Origin of the sequence: Streptomyces sp. L2 (assembly GCF_004124325.1) — a bacterium.
Taxonomy (GTDB): Bacteria; Actinomycetota; Actinomycetes; order Streptomycetales; family Streptomycetaceae; genus Streptomyces.
Window position 1 is genome coordinate 5,020,448 of the sequence record NZ_QBDT01000001.1, and the last position, 14,853, is coordinate 5,035,300.

The 14,853-nt window shown below is 66.7% G+C and carries 18 protein-coding genes; 11 read left to right on the forward strand and 7 right to left on the reverse strand.

Annotated elements, in window-relative coordinates; genetic code table 11:
- Window positions 1–73: 73 nt before the first annotated feature.
- Window positions 74–994, forward strand: a complete 921-nt coding sequence (locus tag DBP14_RS22410; protein WP_129308938.1) for an AraC family transcriptional regulator — start codon at window positions 74–76, stop codon at window positions 992–994.
- A gap of 406 nt (window positions 995–1,400) precedes the next feature.
- Here DBP14_RS22410 and DBP14_RS22415 read toward each other — a convergent pair whose 3' ends face one another.
- From DBP14_RS22415 to DBP14_RS22425, 3 genes are all read right to left on the reverse strand, one after another.
- Window positions 1,401–1,703 carry a hypothetical protein gene (locus tag DBP14_RS22415; protein ID WP_129308939.1) on the reverse strand — a complete coding sequence of 101 codons (303 nt, stop codon included), beginning with the start codon at window positions 1,701–1,703 and terminating at the stop codon, window positions 1,401–1,403.
- Window positions 1,704–1,794: 91 nt separating this feature from the next.
- Complete coding sequence (locus DBP14_RS22420; RefSeq protein ID WP_129308940.1) at window positions 1,795–2,979, reverse strand: serine hydrolase domain-containing protein; 1,185 nt, start codon at window positions 2,977–2,979, stop codon at window positions 1,795–1,797.
- 77 nt (window positions 2,980–3,056) lie between these two features.
- Window positions 3,057–3,650, reverse strand: coding sequence for a hypothetical protein (locus tag DBP14_RS22425; RefSeq protein ID WP_129308941.1), 594 nt, complete (start codon window positions 3,648–3,650; stop codon window positions 3,057–3,059).
- A 275-nt stretch (window positions 3,651–3,925) separates the two neighbouring features.
- On the opposite strand from DBP14_RS22425, the gene DBP14_RS22430 reads away from it, so the two are divergent.
- From DBP14_RS22430 to DBP14_RS22460, 8 genes are all read left to right on the forward strand, one after another.
- On the forward strand, window positions 3,926–4,141 hold the full coding sequence (locus tag DBP14_RS22430; RefSeq protein ID WP_129308942.1) for a hypothetical protein: 216 nt from the start codon (window positions 3,926–3,928) through the stop codon (window positions 4,139–4,141).
- Complete coding sequence (locus DBP14_RS22435; RefSeq protein ID WP_206739322.1) at window positions 4,125–4,637, forward strand: DUF6879 family protein; 513 nt, start codon at window positions 4,125–4,127, stop codon at window positions 4,635–4,637. The genes DBP14_RS22430 and DBP14_RS22435 overlap by 17 nt, the downstream gene beginning before the upstream one ends.
- Window positions 4,634–5,467, forward strand: coding sequence for a helix-turn-helix transcriptional regulator (locus tag DBP14_RS22440; protein WP_129308944.1), 834 nt, complete (start codon window positions 4,634–4,636; stop codon window positions 5,465–5,467). Before DBP14_RS22435 ends, DBP14_RS22440 begins: the two co-directional genes overlap by 4 nt.
- A gap of 142 nt (window positions 5,468–5,609) precedes the next feature.
- Window positions 5,610–5,747: a hypothetical protein gene (locus DBP14_RS36160; RefSeq protein ID WP_164992386.1), complete on the forward strand. Its 138-nt coding sequence runs from the start codon at window positions 5,610–5,612 to the stop codon at window positions 5,745–5,747.
- A gap of 14 nt (window positions 5,748–5,761) precedes the next feature.
- A complete protein-coding gene (locus DBP14_RS22445; RefSeq protein ID WP_129308945.1) occupies window positions 5,762–6,949 on the forward strand; it encodes a cupin domain-containing protein in 1,188 nt (395 codons plus the stop codon).
- Window positions 6,950–6,978: 29 nt separating this feature from the next.
- A complete protein-coding gene (locus DBP14_RS22450) occupies window positions 6,979–7,851 on the forward strand; it encodes an aldo/keto reductase (RefSeq protein WP_241741002.1) in 873 nt (290 codons plus the stop codon).
- A gap of 202 nt (window positions 7,852–8,053) precedes the next feature.
- A complete protein-coding gene (locus DBP14_RS22455) occupies window positions 8,054–8,686 on the forward strand; it encodes a hypothetical protein (protein ID WP_241741003.1) in 633 nt (210 codons plus the stop codon).
- A gap of 580 nt (window positions 8,687–9,266) precedes the next feature.
- Complete coding sequence (locus DBP14_RS22460; protein WP_129308948.1) at window positions 9,267–9,758, forward strand: hypothetical protein; 492 nt, start codon at window positions 9,267–9,269, stop codon at window positions 9,756–9,758.
- 373 nt (window positions 9,759–10,131) lie between these two features.
- On the opposite strand, the gene DBP14_RS22465 is transcribed toward DBP14_RS22460, so the two are convergent.
- The 3 genes from DBP14_RS22465 to DBP14_RS22475 form a co-directional block, all read right to left on the reverse strand.
- Window positions 10,132–10,467, reverse strand: a complete 336-nt coding sequence (locus tag DBP14_RS22465) for a VOC family protein (RefSeq protein WP_129308949.1) — start codon at window positions 10,465–10,467, stop codon at window positions 10,132–10,134.
- A 119-nt stretch (window positions 10,468–10,586) separates the two neighbouring features.
- Window positions 10,587–10,781 (reverse strand): hypothetical protein, encoded by a 195-nt coding sequence (locus DBP14_RS22470; protein WP_129308950.1) that lies wholly within the window; start codon window positions 10,779–10,781, stop codon window positions 10,587–10,589.
- 8 nt (window positions 10,782–10,789) lie between these two features.
- Window positions 10,790–11,641, reverse strand: a complete 852-nt coding sequence (locus DBP14_RS22475; protein WP_129308951.1) for a helix-turn-helix transcriptional regulator — start codon at window positions 11,639–11,641, stop codon at window positions 10,790–10,792.
- Window positions 11,642–11,903: 262 nt separating this feature from the next.
- On the opposite strand from DBP14_RS22475, the gene DBP14_RS22480 reads away from it, so the two are divergent.
- Together DBP14_RS22480 and DBP14_RS22485 are read left to right on the forward strand one after the other, a co-directional pair.
- Window positions 11,904–12,560, forward strand: a complete 657-nt coding sequence (locus DBP14_RS22480) for an ATP-binding protein (RefSeq protein ID WP_129308952.1) — start codon at window positions 11,904–11,906, stop codon at window positions 12,558–12,560.
- 132 nt (window positions 12,561–12,692) lie between these two features.
- Entirely contained in the window at window positions 12,693–13,442 is a 750-nt protein-coding gene (locus tag DBP14_RS22485) for a hypothetical protein (protein ID WP_129308953.1), read from the forward strand.
- A 49-nt stretch (window positions 13,443–13,491) separates the two neighbouring features.
- Here the strand turns inward: DBP14_RS22485 and DBP14_RS22490 are convergent, their stop codons facing one another.
- On the reverse strand, window positions 13,492–14,844 hold the full coding sequence (locus DBP14_RS22490; RefSeq protein WP_129308954.1) for a DNA cytosine methyltransferase: 1,353 nt from the start codon (window positions 14,842–14,844) through the stop codon (window positions 13,492–13,494).
- Window positions 14,845–14,853: the final 9 nt, after the last annotated feature.

Sequence of the window (14,853 nt, forward strand, 5' to 3'; positions counted from 1 at the left end):
CATCCCAATGCCTGCCAGCCTCATCTGAATACGCGTGCGTCTCAGTCCGCGCTGTCCCGGATAGCCTGGCGCAATGGACGTGGTGAGTGACGCGATCGCCGCCGTACGCATCGGGCAGCCCTCCTCCAACCGGGTGCGGGTGAGCGGCAGCTGGTGCGCACGGTTCGCCGGGTACGACGGGGCGGGCTTCCACGTCGTCCTGAAGGGGGCCTGCTGGCTGCTGCCCGAGGGCGGCCCTGCGGTCTCGCTCCGCGCCGGAGACGCGGTACTGCTCCCGCACGGCACCGGGCACGTGCTCGCCGACTCCCCTGCCGACGCCGCGGCCGTACGACACGCGGTGCCGTTCGAGCGCTGGTCGGAGGAGCCGCGGCCGCCTCAAGGGGGCGGCGGCGAGGCGGAGTTGCTCTGCGGGAAGTACCGGCTCGACCGCAGCCGCGCGCATCCGCTGATGAGCGAGCTGCCCGAGGTCGTCCTCCTGGAGAACCGCGTGGGCAGCCACCTCGAACTCCGGTCCGCCATCGACCTGCTGGGCCGTGAGCTGGAGGCGCGGCAGCCGGGCTCGTGCATCGCGGTCCCCAGCCTGCTCGATCTGCTCCTCGTCTACATGATCCGTTCCTGGATGGCCGAGGCCGCGACCGGCGCCTGGCCGGCCGTACTGAGCGACCCGGTGACGACCGCCGCGCTACGAGCGCTGCACTCGGACCCGGCCGCCGCGTGGACCAACGACCGCCTCGCCGCCGAGGCCGGCGTCTCCCGCCCCACACTGGCCCGCCGCTTCACGAGCCTCGTGGGCCGCCCTCCGATGGCGTACCTCACCTGGTGGCGCCTGACCCTGGCCGCGACCATGCTCCGCGAGACCGAGGATCCCCTGACCACCATCGCCCACCGCGTCGGCTACGGCACCCCCTACGCCCTCTCCCACGCCTTCAAGCGACAGTTCGCCACGACGCCTGGCCGGTACCGCGCACAGGCGGGGGAGCAGTCGGTGGGCTGACGCCCTCTGCCCGGCAGGCGCGCCGCCCATGCCGACCGGGGACTGGCTACCAGCCCCGTCAAAGTCGCGTCGCGAAGTGGGGTGGTGAGGCATGCATCGCGGGATTGGCAGATCTGGGACAACGGCAGGCTCGACAACACCCGGTCGGAACCACCGCCGCCGGCCCAGATCGACCAATCGCACAACGTCAGGCAGGGGTGCCGGATCCCGGCGCGGGATCCGGCTCGGGCGCGCCGGTCGGGGAGTGCCGGGCGCGTCGGTCGTCCAGGGCTCAGCTCAGCCGCGCCGGTCGGGGAGTGTCGGGCGCGCGCCGGTCGTGCAGGGCTCAGTCGCGCCGGCCGGGGAGTGCCGGGCGCGTCGGTCGTCCAGGGCTCAGCTCAGCCGCGTCGGTCGTCCAGGGCTCAGCTCAGCCGCGCCGGTCGGCGACGGCCCAGGACGCCAGGGCCACCGCCCCGGCGACGCCGAACACCGACGGCCAGGCGCCGACCTTCTTGGCCAGCGGATGCGACCCGGCGAACGCGGCGACGTAGGCGGCGGTCAGTGCCCCCGCGGCCTTCCCGCCGGCCTGCTTGCGCCACTGCTGCGCGGCGGCCCCGCCCGCGACGGCCAGGACGACCCCGCCGAGCTGCCGCTTCTTGGTCCAGCGGGCAACGCCGTACCCCCCGACAAGACCACCGGCGGCAACCACCGCGCTGGGAACCCTGGCCATTGAGCGCCTCCTCGTACCTCTTCGTGTCTCTGACCCGAGGCTAACCCCGCACCAACCCGGACGGACGTGGGGGCGGCCTCGACGACCGCAGTCAGCGCAGCGCGCTGCGTACGGCGTCGACGAGCGCCCCCGCGCGAGGGTCCTCGGCGCCTTCGATCACGTGGTTCATCACATAGCCGAAGCCGACCCGGTGCACGGGGTCGGCGAAGGCGAGCGATCCGCCCCGGCCGGGGTGGCCGAAGGCGCTGGACCCGGTCAGCGGAGCGCCGTCGGTGGGCAGCATGTACCCGGCGCCGAAACGGGACGGCATCACCAGCACCTGGTCCTTCCCGGAGGCCTGTTCCTCGGTCGCCGCCGCAAGCGTCTCCGGGCTGAACAGCCGTACGCCGTCCACCTCGCCGATCAGCGCGGCGTACATGCGGGCCAGTCCGCGCGCGGTGCCGATGCCGTTGGAGGCCGGCAGCTCCGCGGCCTGCACCTCGGGCGAGTTGAAGTCGATCTCGGCCGGATCGGTGACCGCGAACGCCCTGTTCGTCAGCGAGTCCGGGTCACCCAGGGCGGCGACCATCTCGCGGAACTCCTCGGGGACCGACTCCAGCGGTACGGCACCGAGGTCCGTGTCCGGCTTCTTGTACACCATGCGGCTGACGCGACCGCGCTCTGCTTCGGGCAGCCCGATGAAGAAGTCCACCCCGAGAGGAGCGGCGACCTCTTCCGCGAAGAACTGGCCGGGGGTACGACCGGACACCCGCCGTATCACTTCACCGACCAGCCAGCCCCAGGTCCGCCCGTGGTACCCGTGCGCAGTCCCCGGAGTCCACTGCGGCTGCTGAGCGGCCAGCGCGTCCACGATCGGCGTCCAGGCCAAGGCCTCACCCAGCGGCACCGGTCGGTCCAGCGCGACCACCCCGGCCTGGTGGGACAACAGCCACCGCAGAGGTATCTCCCCCTTGCCGCCCGCGGCGAACTCGGGCCAGTACCGGGCCACCGGCGCGTCCAGGTCCAGCAGACCGCGCTGCACCAGCAGATGCGCGGCGGTCGCGGTGACCCCCTTCGTCGCCGAGTACACCAGTTGCAACGTGTCCCGCTCCCAGGGCCGCTGGTTGCCGTTGCCGTTCCCGGGATCGGCGACCCCGCCCCACAGATCCACCACCGGCCGCCCGTCCACGTACACGCACACCGCGGCCCCGATGTCCCCGTGCCGCGCGAAGTTCTCCGCGAACGCCTCCCGCACACCCTCGAACCCGCCGGCGACCTCACCCTTGATCATCGTCATGCAGCCCATCGTGGCACTTGTCGCAACGGGAATGTCGGCTCTTGCGGATGCCGGCCAAGGCGGCCGAGATCCGCCGCTCAGGGGTCGGGCCACGCAGCCGCCGCAAAGGCCCGAAGATCCGGAACCCGGGAACCCGAGACACCCTCCGAGGCCGACTCGTCATGGACCCAGCACACTTGCTCCGGTGCACCGTCCCCCGTGTCGAAGAGGCAGCACACCGCACCACTGGCGGCAGCGAGCCCGGTGAACGTCTCCCTGATGCGCCCTGACCGCGCGAACAAGCGGCTCATCCCCGACGTCGCCGCCCAGAACTCCATCTCCGTGTAACGAGGGTGCGCCCAGGACGCGAACCGGATCGTCAGGTAGACGTACCCGATCTGGACCCGTCCGTCCTCCCCGGGATCGGGGCCGGACGTCTCGCAGTACTCGCGCAGTGCGTCATCGAGGTCGAACATGATGGACGTATCGAGCTCGACCGTCTCGCCTGCGGAGCAGTCGACGGGATCGCTCTTGAAGCCGGATGTGAACGGGAGCGAGACCCGATCACCACCGGGCAGCGCGACCTCCAGCGACGGCCGCCGGCCCGGTGGCGCCAGCCTGGCCAGCCGGACGAGCGCCCCGGCGACGTTCCGGGGAGGCAGATAGATGCTGTAGCTGTAGATCAGCCCCATGTTCCCCTCTACGGGTAGCTCGACAGAATCGCAGCACCTGCCCACGCCCCGGCCCGAGGCGCCTGCCGATTTCGGCGCACCAGCATCCGGTACGGCTCCGGAAGGACGACACCGTTCTCCGCCTCCCACGCCGCAGTGGCCTCACGTGTTGGTCATGCCGGCATCGGGTTTATGCGAGTACACGCATAGTCGCGTTCATGCATGGACGATGCGTGCAGTCCCCTCTAGCGTCTTGTACAGACGGCCCAATCGTGGCCAGGGCAAGGGGGTTTGGCATGTCCGAGCGTTCGGCTCTCACCCGACTCACGGGCAACGGTAACGGCAACGGAGAGTGCGGAGAGAAGGACTGCCCGAACGTGTACCGCACGGGGACCGGTTCGTTCGTTGTGCAGGGCGACGTGTCCGACGCCTTCACCCCGCCCGCAGGCGAAGGGATCGTGGAAATCCCCGAGTCGGTCCTCAGGGAGGCTTTCCGTGCACTTGGATGGTGACGTGTGGAACGAATGTTTCGACTCCATGGAGCGAGAGGCCTGGCGGCTCGAAACACTGCCCGCCTACACGATGCCTCAGGAAGCGGAGAGACTGAAGCGATTTCTCGCGGGGGAAAAGTCGCCTGACGACTACAACTCGGTCTGGATGGACGAGGTGCGACAGTGGACCTCGGTTGGAAAGAGGGTGGGCAGGGTTCATGTCGTGACCCGTCCCCTCTCCGATTACCTTCGGTTCGAGTTCGAGTACTACTACCGCCACCACGTGAAGGCAGGCGAGGACATTCGCATTCTCGACCTCACTGACCGCGAGAACCCGGGGCTGCCCGATCAGGACTTCTGGATTTTCGACGAGTCCAAGGTGGTCCTGATGAACTATCGGGCGGATGGCAGTCAGATGAACCGCGAGTTGTATGAGGGAAACCCCGATCCGTACCGGCAGTGGAAGCAGATCGCCATGACGGAAGCCGTCCCGTTCCTGGAGTACGTGAGCGGGTGACGATCGACCCACAGCGGCAGGGGCGGCCGGGACAGGAACTGGCAGCCCTGCTGAAAGATCTACGCAAGCGAGCCGGCCTCACCGGGGACCGGCTCGCTCGACGTTGCAACATGTCCCAGTCGAAGATCAGCCGGATCGAGAACGGAAAGGCACAACCCACACTTGTCGATCTGGAGCGGATCCTCCGGGCGGTCGTCGCTCCACCGGAGGTCATCGAGGAGGTCGCTGCCCTCGCGAGGCTGGCCAACACCGAATGGCAGGATCTTCGGTCGCTTCGCCGCAAGGGCCTGGAGAAGAAGCAGAGTGAGCTGGCCGCTCTGGAATCCTCATGTACCGAGTTCCGGTTCTTCTTGCTGTCCATGATTACCGGGTTGCTGTCGACTCCTGAGTACATCCGGGCAAGCCTTGCCAACTCGCCGACTGATGTGAGCAAGACGATCACCAGGAAGCTGGAGCGACAAGAGGTTCTTTACGACACGAGGAAGCGGTTCACCTTCATTCTCACTGAACAGGCGGTGAGGTGGCCGCTGTTGCCTCCGGCTGCAATGGCGTTGCAGATCGACCGGCTGGCCTCCCTCACTCGCATGACCAACGTGAAGCTCGGAGTTATCCCGATGGCGGGATACAAGCCGATGGCTCCGATGGACACTTTCACCATCTATGACAACATTCTGACCACCGTGGAGAACACCACAGGTGTCGTCGTTCTGAGAGACCCGCGCGACATCTCAATGCACCTGGAACTCTTTTCCACACTGAGAAGTTATGCGGTGTTCGAGGATGAAGCCAGAGAACTGTTGGCGGAGTGGTCCGCTGCCTTTCGCGCATGATCTTTAGTCCATGACAAGCATAAACCAGACAAACGCCGACTCTCGGGTCAATGATTCTCTCCATGGCGGCGACAGCAGGACCCAGAAAGCTGCTTCCCGCCCAGATCGCAGTGGGAGTTCCCGAGAAGAGAGAGGCAACTCGATGATGGAAGAACGCACCGGTGCGACGGCCCCCCAGGAGGGCGGCCTGATCGTCGCGAAGCGCAGGATCGTAGCCGCGCGGACGCGTGCCGAGCAGGAGTCAGACGTCAGCAGCGGCCGTTCCGACGGCAACGACTGACGGGAGCGCCCGCGATGCTTGACGCAGCCTCGTGGGCGGGGCGCCTGGGCGGGGACAGGTTCCTCGCCCAGACGTACCACCGCTCCTACGCGCACTTTGCCGGTGCCGCCGACGCGGCAGCCCTGTTCTCCTGGGACGACCTGAACCGGATCATCGCCACGCAGCGCCTGGAACCGCCTCGACTGCGTCTGTCGGCCGACGGAGAGATGGTCCCCCTTCAGCGTTACGCGGTGCCGACCACGAACCGGCGTGCGGTCACCTGGTCCCGTATTCAGCCGACCGAACTCCACGCCCAACTCAAGGCCGGAGCATCTCTCGTTCTTGACGCGGTGGAAAAGATCCATCCAGCCGTGAGCGTGGCGGCCGTGGGACTTGAACGGTTTCTCGGAACCTCGGTGCAGGCCAACGTGTACGCGTCGTGGACCGAGCGAGAGGGCTTCGGCATGCATTGGGACGACCACGACGTGATCGTGGTTCAGGTGCACGGTTCCAAGCGCTGGCGTCTGTACGGCACGACTCGTGAGGCTCCCACATTCCGGGATGTCGAATCGCCCGAGCAGCCTGAGGGAGACCCGATGGCCGACCTCGTTCTAGCTCCCGGTGATGTGCTCTACTTGCCACGAGGCTGGTGGCACGCGGTCACCGCCGATCAAGGAACCGAATCGCTTCACCTGACCTTCGGGCTGGTCCCGCAAACCGGGGCCGATCTACTGCTCTGGGCGGTGGATCAACTCCGGTCGTCCCTGACGCTGCGGAAGGACGTTCCGCGCTTCGGCTCGCTCACGGAACGGTCGGTCTTCCTTGATGCGCTCCGCGGTGAGGTGGCCGGGAAGCTGGAGGACCCTCATCTGGTCGAGAGGTGGGCCGAATCGACCGACACCACCGACCTCGGCCATGCGATTCCCTCCCTCCCGTACGTGGACGGGGTCCCCGCGCGGAGGGAGATCACGGTCAGACTCACTGCTCCGCGGGGCCGCCTCTCGGCGAACAGTGCTCAGGGCACGGTGACCTTCTCGGCAGCAGGTACGGCGTGGGACCTGTCCGAGTCGGCGGCACCCCTGCTGGGTGCCCTGCTGACGAATCAGCCGGCCACCCTGGGAGAGCTCGCGGACTCGGCCGGACTGGAATTGAAGGACGTGGCCGAGTTGGTCACCGCCCTGATCGAGGGGCAGGCGGTCGCCGTCGTGGGGACGGCGCTGTGACCGCCTCGTTGTCCCTGGGGACCTACCGTGTGCGTGCCGTCAGCGTGGCGGCGCGCACGGCCCTGTCCGCCGACAGTCCCTGGCTGGACACGGCGCCCAACTACGCGCGTGGGCGGGCTCATGAGGTGCTGCGCCCGGTCCTGGAGGAGTACCCGACTGCCCGGGTCGCCACGAAGACCGGGTTCTTTACGGGAGAAGAGGGCCGTGCTGCCCGGGCCGCCGGCATGCTCAACCACGAGGTCGTGTCCGGTGGCCACAGCCTTGAGCCGGGCTTCGTCCGTTGGCAGACGGAGCGTTCGCTGGCCACGCTCGGTCGCGCCGAACTGGTTTTCGTGCACAACCCCGAGCAGCAGATGCACGGCCGTGACCGAGCCGCCCTCCATCGACGTACGCGGGAAGCCTTTGCCGTGCTGGAAGAATTCGCCCGAGAGGACCGGATCGATGGGTACGGCGTCGCCACATGGTCCGGCCTGCGTTCCGGGGCGTTCGACGTGGCCGACTTGATCGCTCTGGCCAGGGAAGCGGCGGGTTCCGACGAACATCACTTCACTGGGTTGCAGATGCCGGTGAGCCTGGTCAGGGCCGAGCCCATCACACAGGCGCTCAAAGGCTGCGGGCCGCTGGTGCAGGCGAAGGACGCAGGACTGATCACGTTCGGCTCAGCACCTCTGCACGGTGGTGAGCTGCTGGAGGCCATGACGCCTGAACTGGTCGACTTCATCCGTCCTGGTCTGTCGGCCGCGGCCGCATGCGTCCTGGCCGCGGGATCATGTCCCGCCCTTGACGTCGTTCTTGCCTCCGCGAGCAGCCGCGAGCACTGGGACGATCTGGTCAATGCCCTGGCCGAGCCTTTGGCGGCCAGTGATCTCAGGAAGGTGACGGATGGACTCGCCTTTGAATGACGACGTGCGAACCCTGATGGAGAGAGCCCACTACCGAGCGGCCAATGCCCTGGGCCTTTCGTGCACCGGTCCACCTGTGTGGGGCTTCCTCGGAGTCACTCTCGGACGGCGCGCGGGGAACCGGTGGCTGAGAGTGAGCCGTACGGTCAGAGCCAACGCAGGCAGGAGGCCGGGGGAAGGCACTGTCGGAGCGGCTGATCTGGTGCCCGAGGGTGTTCCGCGCCCCCGTCTGCACGCTGTCCACGACTGGACCGAAGGGGAGTGGGCGTTCGAGGCCGAAGTCCTTGATTACGTGGCCCAGTCCGTCGTGTCCCCGACCCGCGCCGACCTTGCTCACGATCCGCAGTTGCCGGACGGCTGGTGGGCTGACCTGCGCCAAGCCCTTGACCTGCTCGCTCAAGCGGAGGGCGTTAAGACCACGGTCCGGGACAGCTGGATCGAGCGTGCCTTCCCTCAGTTCCTCGGCATCCCGGCTCCGGCCGCAGTCGAACGTGTCACTGGCCATGGCGACCTGCATTGGGGCAATCTCACGACCGCGCCGCTGACCCTGCTGGACTGGGAGCGATGGGGCATGGTCCCGTTCGGCTACGATGCGGGCCTCCTGCATGCGAACAGCCTGCTCGTCCCGGACGCCGCAGCCCGCATCCGTGCCGAGTTCGAGGAGACCCTCGACACACCCGCCGGACGAATCGGGGAACTGTCCGCCCTTGCGGAGATGCTCCAAGCCGTAGCCCGTGGCTGGTACCCCGAGCTGGCCCCGTGCCTCGTCCACCGCGCGGAGGCTCTGACCGGCGTCCACCCACCCCTTCCGGCGTACTCCGAAGTCACCGCGTGACAGTTTTGCCCCCACTGGGCTCACCACTCCGAAGCCGCGCGCGGCCTGGCTCAGCCTGCCCCGGTCAGGGCCGCCGGCTGGGGGCAGGCTGAGCACCACGAAGGAACCTCCAGGGCCGTCGGCCGGGGGCAGACTGAGCACCACGAAGGACCCTCTGACACCGCCCGACCGAATGAATCGCCCGTCAATTGCCCGCGCCGTAGCGGCAGCCGCTCTCAAACTCGGCCCGTGCGGCGCCCGAGGGTACGGCTTCCAGTCTGAATTCGAGGGGTCCGAGGCCGGGTGCACGGGGCGGATGAAGCGGGGTTCGCGCCAATGTCAGGGGTCAGTGCTGGTGGGGCGATCGGGGTTCAGCCAAGCCTGCGAGGCGCGTCTCCTGCGCCCTGATATCGAACTAGAGTTCCCCTGTTGCCGGATCGACCGACCGGCATCACAACGGGAGGGAACACCTATGCGCACAGCAAGTCCCTTGTCCGTCATAAGCGTTGGCCTGGCCACGGCCGCCGTCCTGGGGTTCAGCACGTCGGCCTCCGCGATGCCGTCACACGCCTCGGAGCACTCGCACCCCTCAGTCGGGCACGTGATGGTGGACGGACACCGTGTGGTGACGGGGACCACCGTCGGGGAGTGGGGCAGGACGGCGAACGGTGAGCTGTACTCCTTCACCTACAAGGCCGGCGAGGCCAAACCCGCCGGGCACGCTGTTCCGGCCGCGGCGAGCTGCTCGGTGTACATATCCGATGTCTCGTTCCACGGGGCGGGCGCCGGAGCGTGGTTTCAGTGGGAGACCTCGCAGGCGTGCAGCGGCTCGTTCGGATCTCAGAAGCTGCAGACGCAGATGTGGCGTAGCTCGTGGAGCGGGCCGCGTGGCTACAACAACTGGCACGGCACGGGGCTGACCTCGAACAACTTCATCGACTACGGGTGGTCGACGGACTGTAACGACGGCGGCGGCACCTACACCTACTACCCTGTAATGCAGGGCTACGCCAGCGGGATCGGCTGGGGCCCGAAGACCCGCTCCAACAACGATCTACGCAAAGGATGCGGGACCAGGTCTCCGAATCCGTAGGAGAGACGTATGGTCGAGCAACCCCCCGCGCGGTACTCGCCCGAAGGCACCCCCCTGGGGCGTACGGCGGAAGCCATCCGATTCAGCACCAGCTACTCCACCGAGACCCCACGGGCCCGCAAGCTGTGGTGGCGAGTCCGGGACGCGCTTCGTCGGCCGGTGAGGAACGGCACGTAGAGCCACTGGTCATACGCGAGCGCCGAGCGCGATGGTGCCCTCTCCGCGGGAACGCCTCGCGGGGAGGGCCCGCCGTTGGGAGAGAATCCGTCGAGTGATTGTTAACTCCCGTGGATCAGTTGAGAGGTTGAAGGCGGGACCACCCTCACGAGCGCATGACGCAGAACTCGTTGCCATCGGGGTCGTACATTGTGATCTAGCCCTCACGCTCAGCCTGAACCGTTGCCCCGAGTGCGCGTAGCCGCTTGACCTCTGCGGTTGCGTCGCTCGTGCTCAGGTCGAGGTGGACCCGGTTCTTGACCTGCTTGGCCTCTGACACCAGTTGGAAAAAGATGCGTGGCAGCTTGCCGTCCGTGCCGACCAGCGGGACCGTAGGGTCGTTTTCCGGATCGTCGATGCCCAAGGAGCGCAGCCGGCTCAGCTCCTCCTCGTCGTATGGCGCGATTTCATAGTCATCCAGGGCCTGGGCCCAGAACCGGGCGGCCGATGCCGGATGAGGGCTGTCGAAGACGATGTCCTTGATGGATGCCACAGGATCTCCTTCGGGAACGGATGAAAGCGGTGAGCTACCTTCGTCGGCGGAGCCTCGCGATCGTCCGTCGCGGCCCGAACCTAGCTGCCACTCACTGTCCACGATTCGAGAAGAAGTCCTCACTGGAGCAGGTGGTCGGCCTTGCCTGCCTTGATGTTGAGGATCATGGTCCGTAGGGCCTCTCGGCTGTCTGTGATGAACCGGTCCTCCTGGCCGCGGACAGCTATGTAGGCACTGCCGGTCTCGTCCACCCCGATCCGGAAGCAGGAGTTGCCCTCCCCACAGAACGGCTCTTCCCACTGGATCTCGGACATGAAGCCTCCTAGAGTTCGCGTGCGATGGCTCGAATGAAGTCTCTCGAGTCGTCGGGGGACAGGGCGAGATCCTCCATGCGATCCAGGTGGGCACGGTACTTCGCCAACTCGGCCTCCGCGTAGAGGAAGTCCGGACCGTGGGAATTGTCGATCTGCACGGTGTCGAGTTGGCTTGTCGCCCCTTCCGCGTACAGAACGGTCTGCCCGGCACCGGGGAAAGCTCCGTGGGCGAACGGGACGATCACTACGGTGACGCCGTCCATTTCGGCCTGGGCCACCAGATGGTCGAGCTGCTCTCGGGCGACCAGAGGCCCGCCGAACTGCATACGAAGTGCCGCCTCATGGACGATGCCGGTGAAAGGGGGAGCGGCCCCGGTGCACAACACCTCTTGGCGGCGGCTGCGATGGGCCGCCCTCATTGTCACTTCGTGTTCTGGTAGATGAGGCAGTACGGCGCGGAACACGGCCATCGCGTACGCCGTGGTCTGCAAAAGCCCGGGAATGTGCACCGTGCACGCAGCACGCATGCGGGTGGCACGCGCCTCCAACTCCGCGATGTCCAAAAGCCCTTGGGGCAGCGCATCCCGGTACTGTTCCCACCAGCCCCGGCTTCTGGCCGTGGCCATCTCGACCAGCGCCGTCACATACGTGTCGTCGTCGCAGCGACAGTGTTTGGCCAGGGCCCGCAAGCGCTCTTCGCTCACGTTCCGGGTCCCTGACTCCATGTACGAGATCTTGCCGCGGTCGACCCGCAGCAGCTTGGCCGCCTCCTCTGCGGAGACGCCTGCGGCCACGCGCATCCTGCGCAGCTCGTGACCGAGGCGCTTCTGACGTTGAGTTGGAACTGCCGTCACGGCCATGTCGCTCCTTCCGAGTGGGCTCGGACGGCAGTCTGCCAGCCGTCCCTTCAACTCCACGATCGAGCTAATTTGCCGGAGTGGATGGCAAATTTGCCGAATCGTCTTCTAGCTTGGACGCCATGCCGCTGATGCGCGGCGAGCAGAAATGCATCGCGCACGCCTGCCTGGTCTCTCCTGCCCTGGGAGTGGCGGGCCTGCGCCGGGGTGACAGGCCACTGCTTGCGAGCGTCGCCGGCCTACGAGTGGGAGAGAGGGTTGAGACATGGATTGCAACGCGTGTTCACCAAGACGCCCTTGGGAGCTGCCGTTTCTGGCGGAGCCCGAGGCCGTGGCGGCACTCCGCCGTCTGCTGCGGATCCACTTGGGCCTCTGGGGCCTGCCGGAGTTGACCGACACGGTCCAACTCTGCGTCAGCGAACTCGTCGGCAACGTGATCGCGCACGTGGGACCGGGGACGCCGGCGACCCTGGCTGTCTCCATGAGGGGCACGCGCCTGCGCATCGAGGTATGGGACCCTGACACACGCGCCTTACCGACATTGGTCGATGCGATCGACGAAGCGGAATCAGGACGCGGCATGGTGCTCGTCGCCGCATGCTCCGACCGTTGGGGTGTCCAACTCCTGCCCGAGCACAAGGTCACCTGGGTCGAACTGACAACCACTTTGGCTTCGCCGAACGGCCACAGCAAGAGCGTGCATGTCTCAAGAGCCGAGCGCGTCGTTCCCCTCTATGACACAAGCGGGGCGGGAAGCCCCGGCGGAGCGAGCAGGCTGAGTGTCACCACTACGGACCAACTGGTCATTGTGGCCATCGCCGATCTTTTGCACTGGCTTCGAGTGCATGGCCGCGATGCGGACGAAGCTCTGGATCGGGCTCAAGCGCGGTTCGAAGCGGAGGGGTGGCAGGTCACTCACTGAGAGCCTTCCGACTTCACGGGCGCCAAGGTGGATCCTTCGGCGCCCGACGGTGTGACGCGCCGGGCACAGACGGTCGGCTCCCCTGGTTACGCTGCCTGGCGTACGACTCCGTCGTGGGTGTGGGGGTTGCCTGTGTGTGAGGGAATCGAATGGCTCGCCGGCCGGGACGAGGGGGTGGACGGTGTGGTGTTCGCCCGCGACGTCACCGCGGAGGACCTGGCGGTGCGGATGGGTGGTAGGCCCGGCGCCGCAGTGGAGTTGACCGGCCCCGAAGTCTCCTTCCTCCTCGATCGCTCGGGCACCGGGGACAACGACGTGGTGCGGGTCGCGGCGTGTGGCGCCTGGTCGTACGCGGTGCTGCACCTCGCCGACCCCACGAGCGACAACCCAGCAGTCCTGGCCTCAGGCGGTGGGGTCGAAGTCATCCACTACGTGGCCATGCCGGATCACCCGCCCGCACAGTTCCGCTATATGCATGACGGTCGAGTTCTGTGCGGCTTTGGCATCGGAGAGGAAGCACATCGCTGGGGCCGGGATCCGGACATTCTTCTGCCGGTGCTCGTCGCAGCCGGCGTCCTGGCCCCTGGTGGGTCGAAAGAGCGGGCTGCGCCTGCGGGCTCAGTCGGGAGCAGCCACCGTCTCACCCTTTCGGCTCTCGAGCGGCACTTCGGTTTGTGCTTGCCCCGAAGCAGCGTGATGGGCGCACCGCTCGCCGCATATACGGTCCGCGGCCGGCTCCTACTGGGCCCCGACTCCGATGTCGAGGCTGTCCGCAGTTGGGCCGCCGAGCACGGCTATCCGCTGAACTGGGGCCGCAGCGGTCATGTACCGGCCGCCGTCCGTGACGCGTACGCCCACGCCACCGGTACGCGCTCAAACTGAGGCGGGAACGGGGTGGCCTACGCGGTGGTTTTTCAGGGACGTCGAATCATCAACCGCGAAGATATTCGTATATCGATGCGGCGATAGCCTTGCCGAGGGGGATGGGGACCGCGTTTCCGATCTGTGTGGCGATCTCTGTCTTCGACCCGCACCAGCGGAAGTCCAGCGGGAATCCCTGGATCCGGGCTGCCTCGTAGTGTGTGATGGGGCGGGCCTCAGTCGGATGCAGGTAACGCCCCTTTTCCGGCTTGAAGAATTCGGTGCGGATGGTGACTGACGGATGCCCCTTTCTGAGTCGTCCCATCACGTCACCCGTGCCCGTATTGTGGCGGTCCCAACTCTTGGTAGATAGGTACTCGACAGGTGTACGCACGCCCGCGGGGTTGTCGGTGTCGAAGACGTGCACGTCCCCGAACTCGTCCAACGTGTACCACTTGTCACGCAGATCTTTCCTGTTACCGCCCGGAGGAATCGCGAGGTAGCGAGCTCTCGATAGGGGCTCGGGGTTACGTCCGAAGTGTAGATCCGGCGTGGTGAAGATTCCTGGAAGCACAGAGTTCACTTCCGGGATGAATTCCTTCCCGTCGGGAAGTTCGGTTCCTCGGATCGTGCGACTCTTCGACTCGTTGAAGATGCTGTCGACCGCCTGCCAGTACGACATTCCCGTCTCCAACCCGTCAAACGGTCGGTTACCTGTGGGGGCAGGGTTTCGAGGCCGGCGAAGGTGGGTCTTCGCTGGGTACGCCAGCATTCGGTCGTTGGAGACGTCGCGGCGGACACCCATGACGATGGCCCGACGTCGAGCCTGAGCCGCACCGTAATCGGCCGAGTTGAGCAGGTACCGCTTGTTCCTTTCGGTGTCGGTGTCCGAAGGCTCGTGGCCGGGAGGGTCGACCAGCCGGTATTCTGCCAGCTGCCCACCTTTATCGACCTGGCTCAGCAGGTTATGGAACTCACCCGACTTGAGAAAGCGATCGACGTTCTCAATGACGAACACCTTGGGACGAATAGCGGCGACGATTCTGACGTACTCTTCCCAGAGGCGGTTGCGCTCGCTGCCCGTCTTGTTGCGGTTCAGGGCCGAGAAACCCTGGCAGGGTGGGCCTCCTACGACCACGTCCGCGTGAAGTGCTTCCGGGGTCGGTCGCCAGGCTTCGATGTCACCGACGTGCACCCGAGCCGCCGGGATCTTCTCGTTGGTCCGAAGGTCGCCGAAGTTGACCGCGTACGTAGCAGCCGCGGCGACGTTGTGCTCGACGGCCGCGATGCTGTGGAAGACGGGGCCGTCGGTGCCCGTCCCGGAAGGGCGAAACTCGTGGAACCCCTGGGTGAATCCGCCGCAGCCGCTGAACAGGTCAACGACAGTGATCGGATGAGGAGCAACGGGACGGGGTTTGGGCATGGTGCGATC